The organism is Variovorax sp. ZS18.2.2 (genome assembly GCF_024701975.1).
In the GTDB taxonomy this organism is placed as follows: domain Bacteria; phylum Pseudomonadota; class Gammaproteobacteria; order Burkholderiales; family Burkholderiaceae_C; genus Variovorax.
The window spans coordinates 52294-71654 of record NZ_JANLNM010000008.1; the positions used below are offsets into that span (position 1 = coordinate 52294).

Genomic DNA, 19361 nt, shown 5'->3' on the forward strand with positions numbered 1-19361 from the left:
GCCGATCAGGCGCGAACCGCGATGCCCTCGGCCTGCAGCCGCTCGCGAATGCGGCGCGCGAAGGCCAGCGCATGCGCGCCGTCGCCATGCAGGCACACGGTCTGTGCGTTGACGGCGACCGTGCTGCCATCGATGGCGGTCACCTTGTGGTCGCGCACCAGCGAGAGGGTCTGCGCGATCGACTGCTCTTCGCTCTCGATCAGCGCACCGGGCTGGCTGCGCGGCACGAGGCTGCCATCGGGCATGTAGCCGCGGTCGGCGAACACTTCCTCGACAGGCGTGAGGCCGGCGCGGCGCGCGGCGTCGATCATGTTGCTGCCGGCAAGGCCGAAGAACTTGAGCGACGGGTCGAAGCGGCGCACCGCCTCGCAAAGCGCATCGGCGAGCTCGGGCTCCTTGACTGCCTGGTTGTAGAGCTGGCCGTGCGCCTTCACATGCGCGAGTTGCCCGCCCTCGGCCTTGACGATCGCGGCGAGCGCGCCGACCTGGTAAAGCACGTTCGAGACGATCTCGTCGGGCGGCAGGTGCATGGTGCTGCGGCCGAAGTTCTCGCGATCGGGAAAGCTCGGGTGCGCGCCGATGGCCACGCCGTGTTCGATGGCCCAGCGCACGCACTGGCGCATGGTCTTGGCGTCGCCCGCGTGCCAGCCGCAGGCGATGTTGGCGGAGCTCACGAGGCCGAGCAGCGCTTCGTCGCTGCCAGCGCCCTCGCCGAGATCGGCATTGAGGTCGATGTGCATGGGGAAGGTTCCTTCTTCTTCAGCGGGCCGGCACCGGCGCGGCCCGCTGGCGGTGTGCTCGCACAGTCTATGCCGCGCCCGGCCAGCCTGCCACCGCAAGCCCTTGCGCCACTTGCGCGAGGTAGCGCTGCTGGCCGGCCCAGGCGGCGAGCGCCTCCGCCATGTCGACCTGCACGAGGCGCAGCTTGCCGTTGAGCGGCGCCTGCGCGAGTTTCCAGAGGTCGGCGCGGATCACGACGCCGATGCGCGGATAGCCGCCTGTCGTCTGCGCATCTCCCATCAGGATGATCGGCTGGCCCGAGGGCGGCACCTGGATCGTGCCGGGGATCACGCCCGACGACAGCATGTCGCCCGCGCGCTTGCGCTTGAGTTCGGCGCCCGCGAGCCGGCTGCCCATGCGGTTGCTCTGCGAGGTGATGCGCCAGCGCTCGCCCCACAGCACCTCGCGCGCGGCCAGCGTGAACTGTTCGAATTCGGGACCGGGCAACACGCGCAGCGCGATGGCGCCATCGGCTTCTTCCGCGCCCCAGTCGGGGCCGCGCAGGCCGAAGGGCTTGCGTGTGCGCTGTGCGGCGTCGAGCCGCGACGGGCCCAGCGGCAGCTTGTCGCCCTTGCGCAGCGCGCGGCCTTCGTGGCCGCCGAAGCCAGCCTTGAGATCAGTGCTGCGCGAGCCGAGCACGGGCGCCACGTCGATACCGCCCGCAATGGCGAGCCAGCTGCGCAGGCCCGCCTTCTTCGTATTGGCTGCATTGGCGCCCTGGAGCTTGAGCACCTGGCCCGCCGCCACCGGCACGCTCCAGCAGGGCCAGAGCGGCACGCCGTCGAGTTGCGCGCCGAAGTCGTCGCCAACGAGCGCGATGCGCGTGTCAGTTTCGAAGCGCAGTTCGCAGCCGCCCATCGTGAGTTCGAGTCCCGCGGTGCCGTCGGGATTGCCGACCAGCCGGTTCGCGAGCGTGAGCGCCAGCACATCGAGCGCGCCGCCGGGGCAGATGCCCAACTGGCGATGGCCGTGCCGCCCGAGGTCTTGCACCGAGGCCAGCAGGCCAGACTTCTGGACGACGATCATGTCTGCACGCTCTCGACGACGAAGCGCACACGGTCGCCCGGGCGCAGCAAGGTGGGCGACTCGGCGGTCGGGTCGAACATCTCGAGCGAGGTGCGGCCGATGAGCTGCCAGCCGCCCGGCGACACCAGCGGGTAGATGCCCGTCTGCTCGCCGCCGATGCCGACCGAGCGCGCGGGTACCGCGGTGCGCGGCTCCGCGCGGCGGGGCGTGGCGAGCTCGGGCGCGAGGCCTCCCATGAAAGCGAAGCCCGGAAGAAAGCCGAGCAGATACACCACGTACTCGCCCGCGCTGTGACGCCGCACCACTTCCGCCGGCGTGAGGCCTGTGTGGGCCGCGACGTCGCGGAGGTCAGGTCCGTGCTCGCCGCCGTAGGCAACGGGGATCTCGACCAGGCGGCCTTCGACGGCCTTGGCAGAAAGCTTCGGCCAGGCTTCGAGCACCTGTGCCGTGAGCGCGTCGAGTTCGATGGCCGTGGGGTCGAAGGTCAACGTGAGGTTGTTCATGCCCGGCAGCACTTCGCCGACGCCGGGCCATTCGCGGGCCTCTGCGGCCAGCGCCCAGATGCGTTGCTGCTGCACCAGCGTGGCCGGTGCCGGCAGCTCGCACAACAGCGCTGCATCCCCGAGCAGATGCAGGCGGGGTGGCGGATATCTATCGGTCATCTGGTTCGAACAGGCGCGGCAAGGGCCATTCGTGAAACACCGCGGAACCGGCTTTGCCGGGCCGCTGGTGTTGCCCCCGGCGAGGGGGGAGGAGAAGCGACACGAAGTGCGCGAAGCCTGGGGGAGTGCCTATTCACGGCCGAGGCTGCGCACCTTGGCGGCCAGCATGTGCTCGACGTTGGGCGAGACGAACTTGTTGACCTCGCCGCCGAGCATGGCGATCTCGCGCACGAAGGTGCTGGAGATGAACTGGTACTTGTCGCTGGGCGTGAGGAACACGGTCTCGACATCGGGCATCAGCGAACGGTTCATGCCGGCGAGCTGAAACTCGTAGTCGAAGTCGGTCACGGCGCGAAGGCCCCGCACCATGGCCTTGCCGCCGCGCGCCACCACGAAGTCGCGCAAAAGGCCCGAGAAGCTCTCGACCGTGACCTGGTCGCTGTAGGGCTTGACGGCTTCGCGCGCCATGTCCATGCGTTCCTGCAGGGAGAACAGCGCCTTCTTGTGATGGCCCGCCGCGACGGCGACGATCACCTTGGAGAACAGCTGGGTGGCCCGGCGCACCACGTCCTCGTGACCGAGGGTGATGGGATCGAATGTGCCCGGATAAACCGCGATGACGTTGCTGGCCATGGTTGCTTCTTCCTCATGCAGCCGGTGCGGCTTGTTCGGCGGATTATGCAGTCCCCTCCGAGGCCAGTCGCAGCAGGTGGGCATGCACGGCGCCGGCCTTCAGATAGCGGAAGCCCGCGAGGCCGAACGCGGCCAGTTCCTCGTCGTTCCACTGACGGGGGGCTTCGAGGTAGGCGACGCCACCGGGGCGCAATGCGCGCGCCGCGGCGCGCAGGGCCGGTTCGTAGAGCGCGGTGCTCTCGAAGGGCGGATCGAGGAAGACGGCGTGCAGGCTGCCCGCCGTCGTGCGCTCCAGCGCCGTGAGGCCATTGCCGCGCTCGATGCGCACCGCCTCGGCCGACAGCTTGGTCTTCGCGGCCTGCAATTGCGCGACCAGCGCCGCGTCCTGCTCGCACAGCAGCACGTTGGCCGCGCCGCGCGAGGCAGCTTCCAGGCCGAGAGCACCGGTGCCCGCGAAGGCGTCGACGCAATGCCAGCCCGGCAGTTCTCCACCACCCGCGCCGGCCAGGCTTGCGAGCCAGTTGAACAGCGTCTCGCGCACGCGGTCGGGCGTAGGGCGCAGGCCCGGCTTGTCGGCCACCGCGAGGCGGGTGCGCTTCCATTGGCCGCCGATGATGCGGACCTCGCTGGGTCGCACGGGGCGTGCGGGGCGCTTGGTTGCGGGCGGACGGGAGGCTGCGGCGGCTTTCTTCTGGGGCATGCGGCGAGCTTAACGCCGCCGCACCGGCGGCCGGTCAGGCGCCGGTCAACGCACGCCGCGCCAGCATGGCCGCCAGCACGAGCATGGTGCCGCCGATCAGCGCATCGAGCATCTGCCAGGCGCGCGGACGCGCGAACACCGGCGCGAGCAGCCGTGCGCCGAAACCCAGCGCGGTGAACCACAGCACGCTCGCCATCGAGGCGCCCGCGACGAACCAGACCTTGAGCGAGCCCGCGTACTGCGCGCCCGCGCTGCCCACGAGCAGCACGGTGTCCAGATAGACATGCGGGTTCAGCAGCGTGAAGCCCGCCGCCTGCGCCACCACGGCCGCGCGCGAGAGCGAAATGCCCTGCGCCGTCGCCTGCAGCGCGCCGGGCTGGCGCGAACGCCACAGCGCACGAAGACCATAGGCGCACAGGAACGCCGCGCCGAGCCCCGCGAGCGCCGTCGCCAGCATCGGCCGCCCCTTCAGCGCCTGCGCCATGCCAGCGACGCCCGCACCGATCAGTACCGCATCGCTGGCCGCGCAGAACAGCACCACGGCGCTCACATGCTCGCGCCGCAATCCCTGGCGCAGCACATAGGCGTTCTGGGCGCCGATGGCGACGATGAGCACCAGGCTCATGAAGAGCCCGTGGAGGAAAGCGGTGGTGGCGAGTTCGGCAGACATGGTGCGAGCTTGCCGCGCACCTCGGATTAATTCAAACTAAACCTCCTAACTTCAATTCAGTTTGACTTAATCAATCAAGATGCTCGACTACGCCGCCCTCAACGCCCTGGCCGCCGTCGTGCGCGAAGGCAGCTTTGAGCGCGCCGCGCGCGCGTTGAACGTCACGCCCTCGGCCGTCTCGCAGCGCGTGAAGCTGCTCGAGGAGCGCACGGGCGGCGCGCTGCTGGTGCGCGGCCAGCCCTGCGTCGCGACGGAAGCCGGCCTGCAGCTGTGCCGGCACCTGGAGCGCGTGGGCATGCTGGAGCACGAACTGCGCGACGCCCTTCCTGCCCTCGGCATGGGAAGCGGCGAGGCGCACGAACGCGTCACGGTGCGCGTGGCCGTCAACGCCGACAGCCTGGCGACCTGGTTCATGGCCGCGGCCGCCGCCTTCTCCACGCAGGAGGAAGCCGCGCTGCTCGATCTCTCGGTCGATGACCAGGACCACACGGCCGAGCGCTTGCGCAGCGGCGCCGTGCTCGCGGCAGTGACCGCGCTGGCCGAGCCGGTGGCCGGCTGCAACAGCGAGGCGCTGGGCACGATGCATTACGTGGCCGCCGCAAGCCCCGAATTCGTGAAGCGGCATTTCGCCAAGGGCGTGGGCGCGCGAACGCTGGCAAGCGCGCCGAGCCTGGTGTTCGACCGCAAGGACCGCCTGCAGGCACGCTGGGTGCGCCGCATCTGCCACCGCAACGTCGAGACGCCGCGGCACTGGATTCCATCGCCGAACGCGTTTGTCGAGGCGGCGTGCGCGGGCATGGGCTGGGGCATGCATCCGGCCAGCATGGTGGCCGATGCAATCCGCGAGGGGACGCTGATGGAGCTGGTGCCCGGCTCGACGCTGCCGGTGCCGCTCTACTGGCAGCAGGCGCGCGCGGCGCCGCAGTTGCTCAAGCGGCTCGGCGCGGCGGTGCGTGCGGCCGCGACGAGCGGCCCGCACGCGCTGGCATAACGGTTACTTTCCGCCCACCACCACCGTCACCATCCGCGCCGGCTGCAGCTTGCGCGCGAACGCCGCCTTGACGTCCGCCGCCGTGACCGCATTCATGCGCGTGGTCCAGGTATCGAGGTAGTCCAGCGGCAGGTCGTGCCAGGCGATGTTGGCGACGTTGCCGATGAGCTTGCGGTTGCTGTCCAGCAGCAGCGGGAAGCCGCCGATCAGGTTGTCCTTCGCGGCCTTCAGCTCGCTCTCGGTCGGGCCTTCGGCCACGAACTTCGCCAGCACTTCGCGCGACATCTTCACGGCCTCTTCAGCCTGGTCGGGCCGGGTCTGGAAGCCGATGCGAAACGCCCCCGCATCGAGCCCCGGCGCAAAGCCGCTGTAGATGCTGTAGGTGAGGCCGCGCTTCTCGCGCACCTCGTTGGTCAGGCGCGAGACGAAACCGCCGCCGCCGAGCACGTAGTTGCCGAGGGTGAGCGCGAAGTGGTCGGGGTCCTTGCGCGGGTAGCCGGGCTGGCCGATGAAGACGTGGGCCTGCGCGGAGTCGAACGGGATGCGCTCGTCCTTCTGCGCAGCGAGCGCGGCCACCGGCGCGATGGTGGGCAGCGGCGCGCAGCTGTCGGCGGCCGGCAGGCGCGACAGCAGCGTGACCGCCACCGATTCGGCCTCGGTACGCGTGACCGCGCCCACGATGCTGAGCTTGGCGCGGCACGGCACGATGAGCTGCTGATAGCGCTGGCGCATCGCGACCGTGTCGATGCGCGCCAGCGTTTCCTCGGTGACTTCCTGCCCGTATGGATGCACGCCGTAGACGGCCTGTGCGAACGCGCGGCCGGCGATGGTCGCGGGCTTGGTGTTCGACTCCTTGATGGAAGCGTTGATGCGTTCGCGCTCGCGCAGCCAGACGTCGTCGGGGAACGAGGGCTCGCCGAGCTCGCGCGAGGCCAGCGTCACGGCCTTGCCGAGCAGTGCCGGATCGGAGAGCGTCCGCAGCGAATAGCTCATGCGGTCGGTGCCTGCGCTCACGTCGAAGCTCGCGCCCAGGTCCGCCCAGGCTTCGCCGAGGGCATTCTGGTCGAGCGCGGGCTCGCCGTTCTTGCCGGCGCGCACGCCCTTCTCGACCATCGCCGAGGTCACGCTGGCCAGGCCCGCCTGCGGTGCCGGGTCGCGCCGGCTGCCGGCGTCGAAGTCGATCTGCACGTCGACGATCGGCAGCGCGTTGGTCGACACGAGGTATATCTTGGCGCCGTTCGCGAGCGTCCATTGCTGGATGGGCAGCGCGGCCTGCGCGCTGGCAAGGCCGAGAACGGCGGTGCCGGCAAACACGGCGCGCAGCGCCAGTTTCTTGAGAGTCATCATGTGTTCCGGGTCTTTCAGCGCAGCTCGCCTGCGGGTGCCGCGAAGCCGCGGCCGCGGGGCTTGGCTTCGGGCGGCAAGGGACGCAGCGTGGCCACCGTGAGCTGGTCGTCGCCGAAGTACTTGGCAGCCACGGCCTGCACCTGGGCGGCGGTGACGGCCTGCAGCCGGGCGACGATGCGCTCGCTCGCGTCGAGCGGCAGGCCCTGGACCCAGTTGCTGCCCAGTTCGCGCGCCTGCGCCATCACCGAGTCGCGCTTGTAGGTTTCGCTGGCCACCCACTGGGTCTTGACGCGTGCCAGTTCGGCTTCGCCCACGCCGTCCTTCGCGATGCGCGCCACCTGGGCGCGCAGCGCGGCTTCGACCACCTCGGCGCTCTTGCCCTGAGAGGGCACGCCGTCGAGCACGAAGAGCTGCGGACCGCGGCCGATGAAGCCCGAATAAGCGCCGGCGGAATCGGCCACGCGGTCAGGGCCCTGCGTGAGCGCGCGGTCCAGGCGCGCACCGGCGTAGCCGTCGAGCACCGCCGAGAGCACCACCAGCGCCCACGAATCGCTGTTCGTGTCGTCGATGTTCGCGAGTTGCGGCACGCGGTAGGCGAGCGACACGTAGGCCTGCTCGGCCGGCGCCTTGAATTCGAGGCGGCGGATGCCGCGCTGCACTGGCTCGACGCGCGGCTTGCGCGTGGGCACGGCGCGCGACGGGATGCCGCCGTAGTACTTCTCGGCGAGCGCGCGGACCTTGGCGATATCGACATCGCCGGCCACCACGAGCACCGCGTTGGCGGGCACGTACCAGCGCTTGCGGAACTCGCGGGCATCGTCAGGCGTCATCGCGTCGAGGTCGCTCATCCAGCCGACCACCGGGCGGTGGTAGGGCGAGGCGGTGAAGACGGCGGCGTTCTGCTGCTCGCCGAGCAGTGCGCGGGGCTGGTCTTCGGTGCGGAGGCGCCGCTCTTCCTTGACGACCTCGATCTCGCGCTTGAACTCGTCGTCGGGCCACTGGTTGTTGGCGAAGCGGTCGGATTCGAGCTTCATCACCTGCTCGAGACTGCCGACCGGGATCTGCTGGTAGTAGCCGGTGTAGTCGCGCGTGGTGAAGGCGTTTTCCTGGCCACCGAGCTGCGCCACGCGGCGCGAGAACTCGCCGGGCTTGATGGTCTTGGTGCCCTTGAACATCATGTGTTCGAGCGCATGTGCGACGCCGGAGGTGCCGTCGACCTCGTCCATGGAGCCGACGCGGACCCAGACCATCTGCACCGCGGTCGGCGCGCGCCGGTCGGGCTGCACGATCAACGTCATGCCGTTTGCGAGGGTGAATTGCTGGGGGCCCGGTGCGGCCGCGGTGGCGGCTGGAGATGCAGCGGGGGGCGGTGTGGACTGGGCCTGCGCAGGCATGGCCCCGGACGCCATCAGCGCCACCGCCAGCACCGCACCAGACGCAGCACTGCGTGGCGAGAGGTGTTTCATAGAATGGGTCGGATTGTAAAAAGCTCCTGATGTTCAGTTTCTTCAAGAAAAAACCGCCTGCCGAAACCCCGGTCGCGCCGGCACCGACCCCACCCGTCGAACCGCCCGCCGCCCCCGCACCTGTTGCCGAGGCCGCACCGGCGCGCTCGGTGTTCTCGCCTTCGAGCTGGTTTGGCGGGAAGCCGGCAGCCGAAGAGGCGGCGCCTGCTGTGGTGGTCCCTGCACCGACCCCGGTTGCACCGCCGGCGCCCTCCCCGGCCCCGATTCCAGCGCCCGTGCCAACGCCGGTCGCAGCGCCTGCGCCGGTCCCGGTTCCTCCCCCGGCTCCCGTCCCCGCCCCGACACTCGCCGTCGTCGAAGCAGCGGCGCTCCCCGAGCGCAAGGGCTGGTTCGACAAGCTCAAGACCGGCCTGCGCAAAACGGGCACCGGCATCCAGGCCGTGTTCGTCAACGCGCAGATCGACGATGCGCTGTATGAAGAACTCGAATCCGCGCTGCTGATGGCCGACACCGGCGTCAAGGCCACCGAATACCTGCTCGACGACCTGAAGGTCCGCGTCAAGCGCCAGATGGCCACCAACGCTGCGCAGGTCAAGGTGCTGCTGGCCGAGGCCATCGCCGATCTGCTGCGCCCGCTCGAGAAACCGCTGGTCATCGGCCAGTTCACGCCCACCGTGATCATGGTGGCCGGCGTCAACGGCGCGGGCAAGACCACCTCCATCGGCAAGCTCACCAAGCATCTGGCGACCGAGGGCGCCTCGGTGCTGCTGGCCGCGGCCGACACCTTCCGGGCCGCGGCACGCGAGCAACTGCTGGTCTGGGCCGACCGCAACACGGTCGAGATCGTGAGCAACGAGGGCGGCGACCCCTCGGCCGTGAGCTTCGACGCGGTGAACGCCGGCAAGGCGCGCGGCAAGGACGTCGTGCTGGTCGACACCGCCGGCCGCCTGCCGACGCAGCTGCACCTGATGGACGAGCTCAAGAAGATCAAGCGCGTCGTCACCAAGGCCGACGCCACCGCGCCGCACGAGGTGCTGCTGGTGATCGACGGCAACACCGGGCAGAACGCGCTCGCGCAGGTGAAAGCCTTCGACGAGACGCTGGGCCTCACCGGCCTGATCGTGACCAAGCTGGACGGCACGGCCAAGGGCGGCGTGCTGTGCGCCATTGCGCGCGAGCGGCCGATCCCGGTCTATTTCATCGGCGTGGGGGAAAAGCTCGAAGACCTCGAGACCTTCGACGCGCGCGAATTCGCGCAGGCACTCCTCGGGTGATTTCGGACAAAAGAAAGCGGCCCCCGCTTGCGCCGGGGCCGCTTCTCACTTTTCTTCTTCTCTCCCTTCCCCCTGGTTTGTGCCGTACGGCCCACTGGGCTGTGTCGGGAATGCAGTGAAGATATTCGGCGGAGCGAATGCTCACCAGTGCCGAAAGTCATGCCATTCGATCTTTACGCCGGCGATTGGCGCCCAACTACTACCAATGTGTTCAAACATCGGCTGTTGATGACCGGGAAGCCAGCTTCGGCGTGGCCAGTTCAGCCATTGCCTGGAGCAGCGCGGCCGCCACGACCGGCTTGAACAACACCGGGACCTGCGATTCCCGCACGCGCTGCAGGCGGGCCGGCGAGGTCTCGCCGGTGATCAGCAGCAGCGGGGTTTCAGCGTGACCCTCGCCCGGCCCCTGGCTCAGGCGCAGGCCGGCGTCCAGGCCGTCGACGCCGTCGGCCAGGCGGTAGTCGCACAGCAGCAGATCGAACGGGCGCCCTTCGCCGTGGGCTTTTTGCAAGGCCGCGGCCGCGCCAGCCTCGTCGGCCACGGCGTGCGCATCGATCGCGTGCGAGCGCAGCAGGCCCACCATGGCTTCGCGGATCTCGAGTTCGTCGTCCAGCAGCAGCACGCGACCCGGCAGCGGTGGCGCGTTCCTGCGCTGCGGCGCCTGCGCCGCTTCCCCCGTGTCGGAGGGAAAGGAAGGCAGCAGCCCGCCGGCGTGCGCACGGGCGGCCGGCAGCACGACGCGAAAGTGCGTGCCGCGCCCCGGGCGCGAATGCATCTGCACCGGATGGCCGAGCAGCCGCGACAGCCGCTGCACGATCGACAGCCCGATGCCCAGGCCCCGGGAGCGGTCGCGGCCGGGATTGTTGATCTGATAGAACTCTTCGAAGATGCGGCCCGACTGCTCGGGCGCGATGCCGATGCCGGTGTCGCGCACCTCGACCCACACCGAATCGCCGCGCGCGCGCGCCATCACCGTCACGCCACCATGGGCGGTGTACTTGAGCGCGTTGTCCATCAGGTTGGACAGCATGCGGTGCAGCAGTTGCGGATCGCTGTGCACCCACAGGCCGCTGGCGCGCACGCGCAGCTGCAGCTGTTTCTGCTCGGCGCGCGCCGAGAAGGTGTGGTTGAGCGGCAGGAACAGCGCGTCCAGTTGCACCGGCTGCGGCACCGGCGTAATCACGCCCGCATCGAGCCGCGAGACGTCGAGCATGGTGTCCAGCGACGCACCCAGCGCATTCACCGCGCGCATCAGGCGCTCGGCGTTGCGGCCCTCGGGGCGGTCGCGCAGTTCGTTCTCGAGCGCGGCGCCGAAAAGCGCGATGGCGTGCAGCGGCTGGCGCAGGTCGTGGCTGGCGGTGCCGAGGAAGCGGGTTTTCTCCTCGCTGGCGCGCTCGGTGGCGGCGATCTGCTCGCCCAGACGCGCGGCCAGGGCCTCGTTCTCGAAGCGCAGCATGAGCGATTCGGTCAGGAGCCTGTGCTGGCCGATGCCCGCGCGCAGCGTCAGCAGCAGGTAGGCCGCACCGGCCGCCGCCAGGAAAAGATGCAGGCCGTCGCCCTGCCATGCCAGCGCGGTGATCAGGCCCAAAGACATTGGCAGCGTGTAGCCGAACAGTGCCGACTTCAACGGCCAGAGCGACTGCGCCGCCCGGGCGCAGCTGCCCACGATCACCGCCATCAGCAGCGAGGTCATCGGCAGGTTGTCGTAGGGCACGATGAGCCAGGGCACCACCGCCGTGATCATGCTGACCAGCGTGACCATGCGGGAAATCTTGCGCGCCCAGTACGCGCTTTCCCGCGCGGGCCGCAAGGGGGTCCAGCGCGGCGTGAAGAAGACGTAGATGTCGGCGATCACCAGGCCGCCGATCCAGAACAGCAGACTCAGGTTGCGCAGCTGCGAATAGATGATGCAGCCGAACACCACCACGAACGCCATGTGGGTCAGCGTCGAGACGATATAGGTGTCGTAGACCGAGGCGACATGCTCGCGCAGCACCCGCTGGCCGAGGGTGTGGTCGGCGGACGGATCGCTGGACGCCACGGCCGGTATGTTCAGAAGCTCAGTGCAGCGTGCTGATCAACTGGGCGCGCGAGCGCATGCCGAACAGCAGCAGGATGGTCGAGACGTGGTTCTTCACCGTGCCTTCGCTCAGGTTCGCGAGCTGGGCAATTTCCTTGTTGGCCTTGCCCTCAAGCACCCACTGCAGCACCTGCATCTGGCGCGGCGTGAGTTCCTGCCATGCGCTGGCATGGGCGAACTCGGCATAACCCGAGAGCGCCTTCGGCACGGCCGGCGGCGGGTTGTCGGCGGCGTCGGGGTCCAGCAGGCCGCAGGCGCGGATGAAGCTCACCACCTCTTTCAGATCGGCCGACTTGGGCAGGAAGGCGCTGGCACCCAGTGCGAGCACGCCTTGCGCCAGCGAGCTGTTGCCCGTGCCGGAAAGCACCACGATGCGCGCCGCCGGAAAGCGCAGCCGGAATTCGGCCAGGCCGCTCAGTCCGTGGGTGTCGGGCAGCGCGAGGTCGAGCAGCACCAGGCCGATGGCGGACTGGTTGGCCTCGTACAGCGCGAGGGCGTCGGTGACGTTGCCGGCCTCGAAGACCTCGATGCGCGCGCCCGAGGAGCTGGCCTGCGCCTGTACCAGCGCGCAGACCCCCAGGCGGAGCAGGTCGTGGTCGTCCACGACCAGGATCGCGGTCGGTGCGCGAACTGGAAGACCCGCCCCCGCAGTCTCGGGCGGAGGCGTGGAAGAAGAATCGAAGGGAGCCACGCGTTTGATCTTAGCGGGGCAAAGGGCCAGCAACAGTGCCCTAAGTCATGACACGGCCCGCCCTTCGGGCCGGAATTGCTACTTTTTCAGTAGCATCCGCTGCTCTTGCCATTGCCGACGGCCGTGGGCACCATTGAAGTCTCGCCGCACCGAACGGCGCTTTTGGAGACTCACCATGATGCACACCGCTGCCGCCCCGCTGGCATCGAGCGATCGCAAGGTCGACCGGCTGCTCGCGCACTACGAGGAAAGCCACCGCAATCCGACCAACGAGCTGATCCACTACATCGCCATCCCGGCCATCATGCTGAGCATCGTGGGCCTGCTCTTCGCGATCCATCCGTGGGTGGCCTACGTTTTCGTCGCTGCGAGCCTCGTCTATTACGCGCTGCTGCGCGCACCGGCCTTTTTGCTGACGATGCTCGCGCTCACCGCGCTGGCTCTGGTGGCAGTGCATGCCTTGGGCGGGCTTGTTTTGCCGATTTCAGCCGCCATCTTTGTTGTGGCGTGGATATTCCAGTTCGTGGGCCACAAGATCGAGGGCAAGAAACCTTCGTTCTTCGAAGACATCCAATATCTCTGGGTCGGCCCGCTGTTCGTTTTGTCGAAGCTGTTCCTGAAGTTGGGGGTCCGCTGGTAGCTGTCGGTTTCCATTGATCGCGGAACTGCTATCCCTTTGGAATCAACGGCATATGCCGCAACCACTCATTGGGATTGGAACTCGTGTTTCACTAATGATGGAATTCTTTGCGATTTGCACCACTAAGTTTGGAATTTTCCACCAGCGTCAACTCTGCTTTGCCCGGTAGGTTAGCGCCAATCTCTGGGTACGCAAATAGAGGGCTAAGCCCGATAATTTGCCCCATGGGTCGCTACGTTTTCTTCAACAACAACGCTCAAGACACCAGGGTCCTGAACGCGGCGAAGAGGGCTGCGCGCTCACATGGCGCGGTCGTCGTGAAATCTCTGGCTGGCTCCATGCTGCTAGAGCTGCCTCCGGCGCAGGTTTCCGGCCTAGCGCAGGCTTTGCCTGGTTGGCGCTACTCGATCGAACGCAAGACAACACGACGCCCCTAGGCGGGGCTAGCGGCCTCGTGCTGGCGCACCTCAGAACGCATGGCACGCTTCGTGTTGAATTCCTCTGATCTCTGGCTCTGGTCAGTTCCACCTACACATCGCGTGACCGCGCTTTCGAGCGGTACCTGCACTTGCAGGTCTAACCGTAGCGGACGAGGGCGGGCGCCGTCCAAACCCAGTTCCACCGAAACCGCAAAAAAGGCCGGCGAGTTCCCGGCCGACCTTGAATGCAGCCTGTGCAATTGATGGTCTCAGCGCTAGGCCATGACTTGGTCGAACGCTACCTTCGCAAGAGCCTTCACGGTATCGAACGTCAACTCGACACCCTTTTCCTTGGCGATCTTCTTGGTGCGCTCCCAGACAGTCGCACTGCGCAGCGTGTCCAGCAGGTCGTGACCCTTCATGGTCAGCTCCGGGGAGATGATCCCCGCCCCCTCCAGCGTGTCGGCCTTTACGCCTTTGATGTAGCCCGCATCGCGCAGCAACAGGATGTGGCGCACGCGGGTTTCTCCGTCGACGGCCATGCCCCGATGCACGCTGTATTGGGCGGCCTGGAAATTTTGCTCACCCAGACCCTCAATCTCTTCAAGCACCGAGCGAATAACGTCCCAGTCTCTTTTCATCATTAATCTCCAACGGGCGACAAAGTGTTGAATTCCGCTGATCTCTGATCCTAGATTTCCATCGAATACTGACCCACCCGATTTGTGAGCCTGAAGGCTTCACGGTGTGGATAAGTGCTTGGTGTTCTCCTTTGTGTGGATCTGCCGCAGATTGCGCCGCTGTTTCCGCGATTTGGTTGCCTCGATCGCGAGCCAGGTCGCGAGTTTCTCGGCATAGGGATCGAGCTTGCTTGAGCTCTCCCGCTTGGCGTAGCGCGGCATTTCTTCGCCCGCTCGCAGGTACTTCTTTACGGTGTTGCGAGACAGGCCTGTACGCCTGGCTATCTCGCGGATGGACATCTGCTCGCGCAGGGCCCAACGTCTGATGACACTCAATGTCGCCACGTCTATCACTCCTAGGATCCCCTGCTTTAAAAATGAGCAGGGTAGAGTTTTACGTGGGTCAGTCTTAGACGGAAATTACTGCGTTTAGAGGGTCAATTTTCGGCGGCAATCAACAAAAAGTGCCCCTAAGCTGTTGATTTCAAAAGAATCCGGGTTCCATTCCCAGTGAAAAAAGTTCCAAACTCAGTGAAAACCGACAGTAGCCTTTGGCTATCAAAACGATAGGAACTCAGGGGAACCCTTGGCTTAGCACTCCCTCTAACCGAGTGCTAATATGGCCAACACAAAGGAGTTTCCCCTGATGACAACGCTGTCTGGAGTCTCTGCCAACCAGCTGGCCGTCGCCAATCCATGGTCGATGGTCCCCCCGCTGGGCAACCTGGATGCCTACATTTCGGCCGCCAACCGCCTGCCGCTGCTCACGCTCGAAGAAGAGCAGGGCTTCGCACGCAAGTTGCGCGACCAGAACGACCTCGACGCCGCCGGTGCGCTGATCCTGTCGCACCTGCGCCTCGTGGTTTCCATCTCCCGCCAGTACCTGGGCTACGGGCTGCCGCACGGCGACCTGATCCAGGAAGGCAATGTCGGCCTGATGAAGGCCGTGAAGCGCTTCGACCCCGATCAAGGTGTGCGGCTGGTGAGCTACGCCATGCACTGGATCAAGGCCGAGATCCACGAGTACATCCTGAAGAACTGGCGCATGGTCAAGGTCGCGACGACCAAGGCCCAGCGCAAGCTGTTCTTCAATCTGCGCTCGATGAAGCAGGGCTTCAAGGCCGACTCGGCCGCGTCCGACAACGGCACGCACCGCGAAACGCTGAGCCCCGACGAGGTGTCGCAAATGGCGACCCGGCTCAACGTCAAGCCCGAGGAAGTGCTCGAGATGGAAACCCGCCTGTCGGGCGGCGACGTGCTGCTCGATCCGGGTCCGTCCGATGACGGCGACGAAGCCTTCGGCCCGATCGCCTACCTGGCCGATGCCACGCAGGAACCGACCGCCCTGCTCGAATCGCAGCAGCGCGATCGCCTGTCGAGCGACGGCATCGCGACTGCGCTCGAAGCGCTGGACGACCGCAGCCGCCGCATCGTCGAAGAGCGCTGGCTCAAGGTCAACGACGACGGCTCGGGTGGCATGACGCTGCACGATCTGGCCGCGGTGTACGGTGTGAGCGCCGAGCGTATTCGCCAGATCGAAGTCGCTGCGATGAAGAAGATGAAGAAGGCACTGGCGGACTACGCGTAAGCCGCCCTCTTCCAGCAAAAAGCCCGGCAGTGCCGGGCTTTTTTCATGGGCCTTTGGAGAGCGTCCGCAAGGCCCGCTTCGCGATGTAGCGCGTCGCGTCGGTGCCCGATTCGGCGACCCAGCGCTTGCACAGTTGCTCGACCCATTCCCCTTGCGTCTTGCTCGCATCGTTGAGCCAGTTCGCGACCGAGTTCTGCACATAGCGGCTGCTGTCCGCCCGCAGCGGCTCGATCAGCGGCAATGCACGCCAGGGTTCCGCCTTGAGCGCCTCGATCTGCGCGCACCACACGCCGCGCGGGCGCGTGAGCTCGCTGGCGAAGCGGCGGATGTTCGGGTCGGCATCGAACACCCATGGCTGCAGCAGCGCGAGCGCTTCGTCCAGCGAGGCGATGACCGCGTCGCGCACCGCCATCCAGGCGATCTCGCGCACGCCGAAATGCGAGTCGGCAGCGAAGCGACGCACCGCCTCCAGTTGCGCCGGCAGAGGCAGTCCGGAGAGCGTGACCCACTGCGCCGCCCAGCAGCGTGCCACGTCGCTCACGTGCGTGGCCAGCCGGTGCGCGACGGCATCGCGCTCGGCGTGCAGCGCCGTCAGGTCGTAGAGCGCGCGGGCGATGTGGGTGTGCCGCTGCATCGGCTTGAAGGCGCCGAGCATGGTGATGGTGTCGACCAGCCGCTCGCTCGCCGCATCGAGCCCGACATGGCCCGCCACGCTGCGCGCCAGTTGCGGCAGCTCGAGCGCCATGAATTCGTTGAGGTTGACGGTTTCGAGCAGCCCGTCGTTAAGGGCGCGCAGCACCTCGGGCGGAATGAGCGCGATGCGGAAGGCGCCCTTGCGCGTCTTCAGGTGATCGACCGACGCAACAACGACAGCAGCATCCATCGGCCGGCCCTCCTCAGGAACCGAGCAGCGTCTTCAGGTCCGACACCATCGACGGCACACCCGCGCCGTAGCGCGCATAGAGCCGCAGCCGGCCCTGCGGGTCGTAGATGAAGCTCGCGGCCGAGTGGTCCATCGAATAGCTGGTGGGCGTCTTGCCGTCGACCTTCTTGTAGTAGACCTTGAAGTCCTTGGCGGTCGCGGTGAGCTCGTCGAGCGTCGGGATCAACGCCACGAAGTTCGGATCGAACGCGCCCATGTAGGCCTTCATCACCTCGGGCGTGTCGCGCGCCGGATCGACGGTGACGAACAGCACCTGCAGCTTGTCGCCGTCCTTGCCCAGTTGCTGCTTGACCTGCGCCATCTCGGTCATCGTGGTCGGGCAAACGTCGGGGCACTGCGCATAGCCGAAGAACAGCACGACCGCCTTGCCCTTGAAGTCGACCATGGTGCGGACCTTGCCGTCGGCGTCCTTCAGCGAGAAGTCCTTGGCGTAGTCGGCGCCGGTGATGTCGACGGCATTGAAGCTCTGCTTCGTCTCGCTGCAGGCCGCGAGCCCCACGCCCAGAGCCGCCACGGCCATGCTGCCGGCGATCAGTTGGAGAGCGTTGCGCTTGTTCATGGGACGGGTGGTGTTCGATTCAATGGAGGTAGTGATCGACGAGCAGCGCCAGGAACAGCACGCTCAGGTGGATCAGCGAAAAGCGGAAGGTCTTGCGCGCGAGCGTGTCGGAGTAGTTGCGCCAGAGCGCGAACGCATAGCCCGTGAAACCGATGCTCACGGCCACGGCGACCGCGAGGTACAGCCAGCCGCTCATGCCGTAGATGAAGGGCATCAGGCAGGCCGCGAAAAGAATGAAGGTGTAAAGCAGCACCTGCAGCCGCGTGAACTCGTTCCCGTGCGTGACCGGCAGCATCGGCAGGCCCGCCTTGCGGTAGTCCTCGACGCGGTAGAGCGCAAGCGCCCAGAAGTGCGGCGGCGTCCACAAGAAGATGATGAGAAAGAGGATCAGCGCCTCGGGACCCACGTCGCCCGTCATCGCGGCCCAGCCCAGCACCGGCGGCATCGCGCCTGACGCGCCGCCGATCACGATGTTCTGCGGCGTCAGCGGCTTGAGGATGACGGTGTAGACCACCGCATAGCCGACGAAGGTGGCGAAGGTCAGCCACATGGTGAGCGGGTTGACGGTGAACCACAGCAGCGCCGACCCGGCCGCGCACAGCAGCGCGGAGAACACCAGCGCCTGCAGGTCGCTGAGCTGCCCGCGCGCCGTGGGACGCCAGGCGGTGCGCTTCATCTTGGCGTCGATGCCCTTCTCGACCAGGCAGTTGAACGCGGCCGCCGCGCCGGCCACCAGCCAGATGCCGATGCAGGCCAGCACGGCGCGCTGCACGTCGAACCACGAGGGCAGCCCGGGCACGGCCAGCACCATGCCGATCAGCGCGCAGAACACGATCAGCTGCACCACACGCGGCTTGGTCAGCGCGTAGAACTGGCGCAGCACGTTCGCGGTGCTGGTGTGCTGAACGGGGATCGGGGTGTTCATTAAAAAACCTTCGCGCTGCGCGCTGCGGTGTTCGCCTTGGGAACGGCCCGGCGGCTCACGCGGGTGCTTTCTTCGAGGTGGGGGTCGTGGAGGTACCGCGTGCATTGTCGTCGGCGCGCACCGTGGCGGTCGCGGCGGCTTCACGGCGGCTTTCGCACAGCGCCCAGGTCAGCACCACCGCGAGCGCCGCGGCGCCGCCTGTGTGGAGCACGGCGGCGGCCAGTGGCCAGCCGAGAAGCACGTTGCCGAGGCCGGTGGCGAGCTGGAGCAACGCCAGGCCGGCCAGCCAATGGGCCTGCGGGCGCAGCGTGTCGATGCGGCGCAGGCGCCAGGCGAGCACGCCCAGCGCGACGAAGACCGCGTAGGCCATCAACCGGTGCGCGTAGTGGATGGCGGTGAGCGCCGAGAAATCGAGCGGCTGGCCGTCGCCGGTCACGCCGAGGTGGCGCCAGATCTCGAAGCCTTGCGCGAAATTCATCGGCGGCCACCAGCTGCCCTGGCAGGTCGGGAACTGGGTGCAGGCGAGCACCGCGTAGTTGGTGCTGACCCAACCGCCGAGCGCGATCTGCAGCACGAGCAATACGGTGGTCGCGATCAGCCCGTTGCGCAGGGCCGGCGACACCGGGGTCGGCAAGCGGTCTGCGGCAACCTGCCGGTAGCGAACCGCCTGGATGCACAGCAGCGCGAGCAGCACGATGGCGCCGAGCAGGTGCATGGTGACGATCGCGGGGAAGAGTTTCCAGGTGACCGTCATCGCGCCGAAAGCGCCCTGCAGGCACACCCAGACCAGCGTTGCTGCGGGCCACCATGCGCTGAGCGTGGCGTGGTCGCCTTCCGCCAGCGCTGCGGGCTTGCGCGATTGCCGCCGCCGCACGATCCAGGTCGCACCGGCGAGCGTGAGAATCAGCACGCCCACGCCGGTCGCCAGATAGCGATGGACCATCTCCACCCACGCCTTGCTGTGCGTCACCGGCCCGGTCGGCTGGGCCGACTGCGCCATCGCGATCTCGTGCCGCGCGCCGACCGGGCTGGCGTTGCCGTAGCAGCCGGGCCAGTCGGGGCAGCCGAGGCCCGAATCGGTCAGGCGCGTGAAGGCGCCGAACAGCGTGAGGTCGAAGGTGAGGAACAGCGTGAGCACCGTCAACGCATGCAGCCGTCGCGCCGGGCCGTGCCCCGCGTTGCGGCGCCACACCCAGATGAGCGGCCCGAGCGCGATCAGCACGCCGGCCGCCATCAGCCAGGCGATCGGTGCGAGGTCGTACAGGGAGCTCGTGTCCGTCATGGGCA

19 protein-coding genes and 1 pseudogene are annotated in these 19361 nt (G+C 67.4%); 4 read left to right on the plus strand and 16 right to left on the minus strand.

All coding sequences use genetic code 11. From position 1 onward, the window contains the following. Window positions 1–5 precede the first annotated feature (5 nt). The 6 genes from pxpA to NU688_RS25745 form a co-directional block, all read right to left on the minus strand. On the minus strand, window positions 6–740 hold the full coding sequence (pxpA, locus tag NU688_RS25720; protein WP_257863670.1) for a 5-oxoprolinase subunit PxpA: 735 nt from the start codon (window positions 738–740) through the stop codon (window positions 6–8). 67 nt (window positions 741–807) lie between these two features. Further along, a complete protein-coding gene (locus NU688_RS25725; protein WP_257863672.1) occupies window positions 808–1806 on the minus strand; it encodes a biotin-dependent carboxyltransferase family protein in 999 nt (332 codons plus the stop codon). Further along, complete coding sequence (gene pxpB, locus NU688_RS25730) at window positions 1803–2468, minus strand: 5-oxoprolinase subunit PxpB (RefSeq protein ID WP_257863674.1); 666 nt, start codon at window positions 2466–2468, stop codon at window positions 1803–1805. Before pxpB ends, NU688_RS25725 begins: the two co-directional genes overlap by 4 nt. 129 nt (window positions 2469–2597) lie before the next feature. Next, window positions 2598–3101, minus strand: a complete 504-nt coding sequence (gene coaD, locus NU688_RS25735; RefSeq protein ID WP_257863675.1) for a pantetheine-phosphate adenylyltransferase — start codon at window positions 3099–3101, stop codon at window positions 2598–2600. Between the two features lie 43 nt (window positions 3102–3144). After that, the gene (locus tag NU688_RS25740; RefSeq protein WP_257863677.1) at window positions 3145–3801 is read right to left on the minus strand and encodes an RsmD family RNA methyltransferase; all 657 of its coding nucleotides are present in this window, start codon (window positions 3799–3801) and stop codon (window positions 3145–3147) included. Between the two features lie 34 nt (window positions 3802–3835). Next, window positions 3836–4471 (minus strand): LysE/ArgO family amino acid transporter, encoded by a 636-nt coding sequence (locus NU688_RS25745; RefSeq protein WP_257863678.1) that lies wholly within the window; start codon window positions 4469–4471, stop codon window positions 3836–3838. Between the two features lie 79 nt (window positions 4472–4550). Between NU688_RS25745 and NU688_RS25750 the strand changes: the two genes are divergently transcribed. After that, window positions 4551–5462 (plus strand): LysR family transcriptional regulator ArgP, encoded by a 912-nt coding sequence (locus NU688_RS25750; protein ID WP_257863679.1) that lies wholly within the window; start codon window positions 4551–4553, stop codon window positions 5460–5462. 3 nt (window positions 5463–5465) lie between these two features. On the opposite strand, the gene NU688_RS25755 is transcribed toward NU688_RS25750, so the two are convergent. Then, the gene (locus NU688_RS25755) at window positions 5466–6809 is read right to left on the minus strand and encodes a pitrilysin family protein (protein WP_257863680.1); all 1344 of its coding nucleotides are present in this window, start codon (window positions 6807–6809) and stop codon (window positions 5466–5468) included. 14 nt (window positions 6810–6823) lie between these two features. Next, complete coding sequence (locus NU688_RS25760; protein ID WP_257863681.1) at window positions 6824–8275, minus strand: pitrilysin family protein; 1452 nt, start codon at window positions 8273–8275, stop codon at window positions 6824–6826. 29 nt (window positions 8276–8304) lie between these two features. Between NU688_RS25760 and ftsY the strand changes: the two genes are divergently transcribed. Then, a complete protein-coding gene (ftsY, locus tag NU688_RS25765; protein ID WP_257863682.1) occupies window positions 8305–9549 on the plus strand; it encodes a signal recognition particle-docking protein FtsY in 1245 nt (414 codons plus the stop codon). A gap of 211 nt (window positions 9550–9760) precedes the next feature. Here the strand turns inward: ftsY and NU688_RS25770 are convergent, their stop codons facing one another. Beyond that, a complete protein-coding gene (locus NU688_RS25770; RefSeq protein WP_257863683.1) occupies window positions 9761–11590 on the minus strand; it encodes a hybrid sensor histidine kinase/response regulator in 1830 nt (609 codons plus the stop codon). A 19-nt stretch (window positions 11591–11609) separates the two neighbouring features. Further along, window positions 11610–12320: a response regulator transcription factor gene (locus NU688_RS25775; RefSeq protein ID WP_257863684.1), complete on the minus strand. Its 711-nt coding sequence runs from the start codon at window positions 12318–12320 to the stop codon at window positions 11610–11612. Between the two features lie 175 nt (window positions 12321–12495). Between NU688_RS25775 and NU688_RS25780 the strand changes: the two genes are divergently transcribed. Continuing rightward, window positions 12496–12960: a DUF962 domain-containing protein gene (locus tag NU688_RS25780; protein ID WP_257863685.1), complete on the plus strand. Its 465-nt coding sequence runs from the start codon at window positions 12496–12498 to the stop codon at window positions 12958–12960. 694 nt (window positions 12961–13654) lie between these two features. Here the strand turns inward: NU688_RS25780 and NU688_RS25785 are convergent. Beyond that, window positions 13655–14020, minus strand: a complete 366-nt coding sequence (locus NU688_RS25785; protein ID WP_257863686.1) for a DUF2513 domain-containing protein — start codon at window positions 14018–14020, stop codon at window positions 13655–13657. A gap of 135 nt (window positions 14021–14155) precedes the next feature. After that, window positions 14156–14413, minus strand: a pseudogene (locus NU688_RS25790) (helix-turn-helix domain-containing protein); the annotation flags it as partial. A 292-nt stretch (window positions 14414–14705) separates the two neighbouring features. Between NU688_RS25790 and rpoH the strand changes: the two are divergent. Next, the gene (gene rpoH / locus NU688_RS25795; protein ID WP_042582807.1) at window positions 14706–15647 is read left to right on the plus strand and encodes an RNA polymerase sigma factor RpoH; all 942 of its coding nucleotides are present in this window, start codon (window positions 14706–14708) and stop codon (window positions 15645–15647) included. 43 nt (window positions 15648–15690) lie between these two features. On the opposite strand, the gene NU688_RS25800 is transcribed toward rpoH, so the two are convergent. From NU688_RS25800 to NU688_RS25815, 4 genes are read right to left on the minus strand one after another with little or no spacing between them, the layout of a single operon-like run. Continuing rightward, window positions 15691–16530, minus strand: coding sequence for a DNA alkylation repair protein (locus tag NU688_RS25800; RefSeq protein ID WP_257863687.1), 840 nt, complete (start codon window positions 16528–16530; stop codon window positions 15691–15693). Window positions 16531–16543: 13 nt separating this feature from the next. Continuing rightward, a complete protein-coding gene (locus NU688_RS25805; protein ID WP_257863688.1) occupies window positions 16544–17149 on the minus strand; it encodes an SCO family protein in 606 nt (201 codons plus the stop codon). 19 nt (window positions 17150–17168) lie between these two features. Continuing rightward, complete coding sequence (cyoE, locus tag NU688_RS25810) at window positions 17169–18074, minus strand: heme o synthase (protein ID WP_257863689.1); 906 nt, start codon at window positions 18072–18074, stop codon at window positions 17169–17171. A 55-nt stretch (window positions 18075–18129) separates the two neighbouring features. After that, window positions 18130–19356 (minus strand): heme A synthase, encoded by a 1227-nt coding sequence (locus tag NU688_RS25815; protein WP_257863690.1) that lies wholly within the window; start codon window positions 19354–19356, stop codon window positions 18130–18132. Window positions 19357–19361 lie beyond the last annotated feature (5 nt).

Coding starts and splice junctions, on each gene's coding strand:
- pxpA (WP_257863670.1), bottom strand. CDS start 740: ATGCACATCGACCTCAATGCCGATCTCGGCGAGGGCGCTGGCAGCGAC.
- NU688_RS25725 (WP_257863672.1), bottom strand. CDS start 1,806: ATGATCGTCGTCCAGAAGTCTGGCCTGCTGGCCTCGGTGCAAGACCTC.
- pxpB (WP_257863674.1), bottom strand. CDS start 2,468: ATGACCGATAGATATCCGCCACCCCGCCTGCATCTGCTCGGGGATGCA.
- coaD (WP_257863675.1), bottom strand. CDS start 3,101: ATGGCCAGCAACGTCATCGCGGTTTATCCGGGCACATTCGATCCCATC.
- NU688_RS25740 (WP_257863677.1), bottom strand. CDS start 3,801: ATGCCCCAGAAGAAAGCCGCCGCAGCCTCCCGTCCGCCCGCAACCAAG.
- NU688_RS25745 (WP_257863678.1), bottom strand. CDS start 4,471: ATGTCTGCCGAACTCGCCACCACCGCTTTCCTCCACGGGCTCTTCATG.
- NU688_RS25750 (WP_257863679.1), top strand. CDS start 4,551: ATGCTCGACTACGCCGCCCTCAACGCCCTGGCCGCCGTCGTGCGCGAA.
- NU688_RS25755 (WP_257863680.1), bottom strand. CDS start 6,809: ATGATGACTCTCAAGAAACTGGCGCTGCGCGCCGTGTTTGCCGGCACC.
- NU688_RS25760 (WP_257863681.1), bottom strand. CDS start 8,275: ATGAAACACCTCTCGCCACGCAGTGCTGCGTCTGGTGCGGTGCTGGCG.
- ftsY (WP_257863682.1), top strand. CDS start 8,305: ATGTTCAGTTTCTTCAAGAAAAAACCGCCTGCCGAAACCCCGGTCGCG.
- NU688_RS25780 (WP_257863685.1), top strand. CDS start 12,496: ATGATGCACACCGCTGCCGCCCCGCTGGCATCGAGCGATCGCAAGGTC.
- NU688_RS25785 (WP_257863686.1), bottom strand. CDS start 14,020: ATGAAAAGAGACTGGGACGTTATTCGCTCGGTGCTTGAAGAGATTGAG.
- rpoH (WP_042582807.1), top strand. CDS start 14,706: ATGACAACGCTGTCTGGAGTCTCTGCCAACCAGCTGGCCGTCGCCAAT.
- NU688_RS25800 (WP_257863687.1), bottom strand. CDS start 16,530: ATGGATGCTGCTGTCGTTGTTGCGTCGGTCGATCACCTGAAGACGCGC.
- NU688_RS25805 (WP_257863688.1), bottom strand. CDS start 17,149: ATGAACAAGCGCAACGCTCTCCAACTGATCGCCGGCAGCATGGCCGTG.
- cyoE (WP_257863689.1), bottom strand. CDS start 18,074: ATGAACACCCCGATCCCCGTTCAGCACACCAGCACCGCGAACGTGCTG.
- NU688_RS25815 (WP_257863690.1), bottom strand. CDS start 19,356: ATGACGGACACGAGCTCCCTGTACGACCTCGCACCGATCGCCTGGCTG.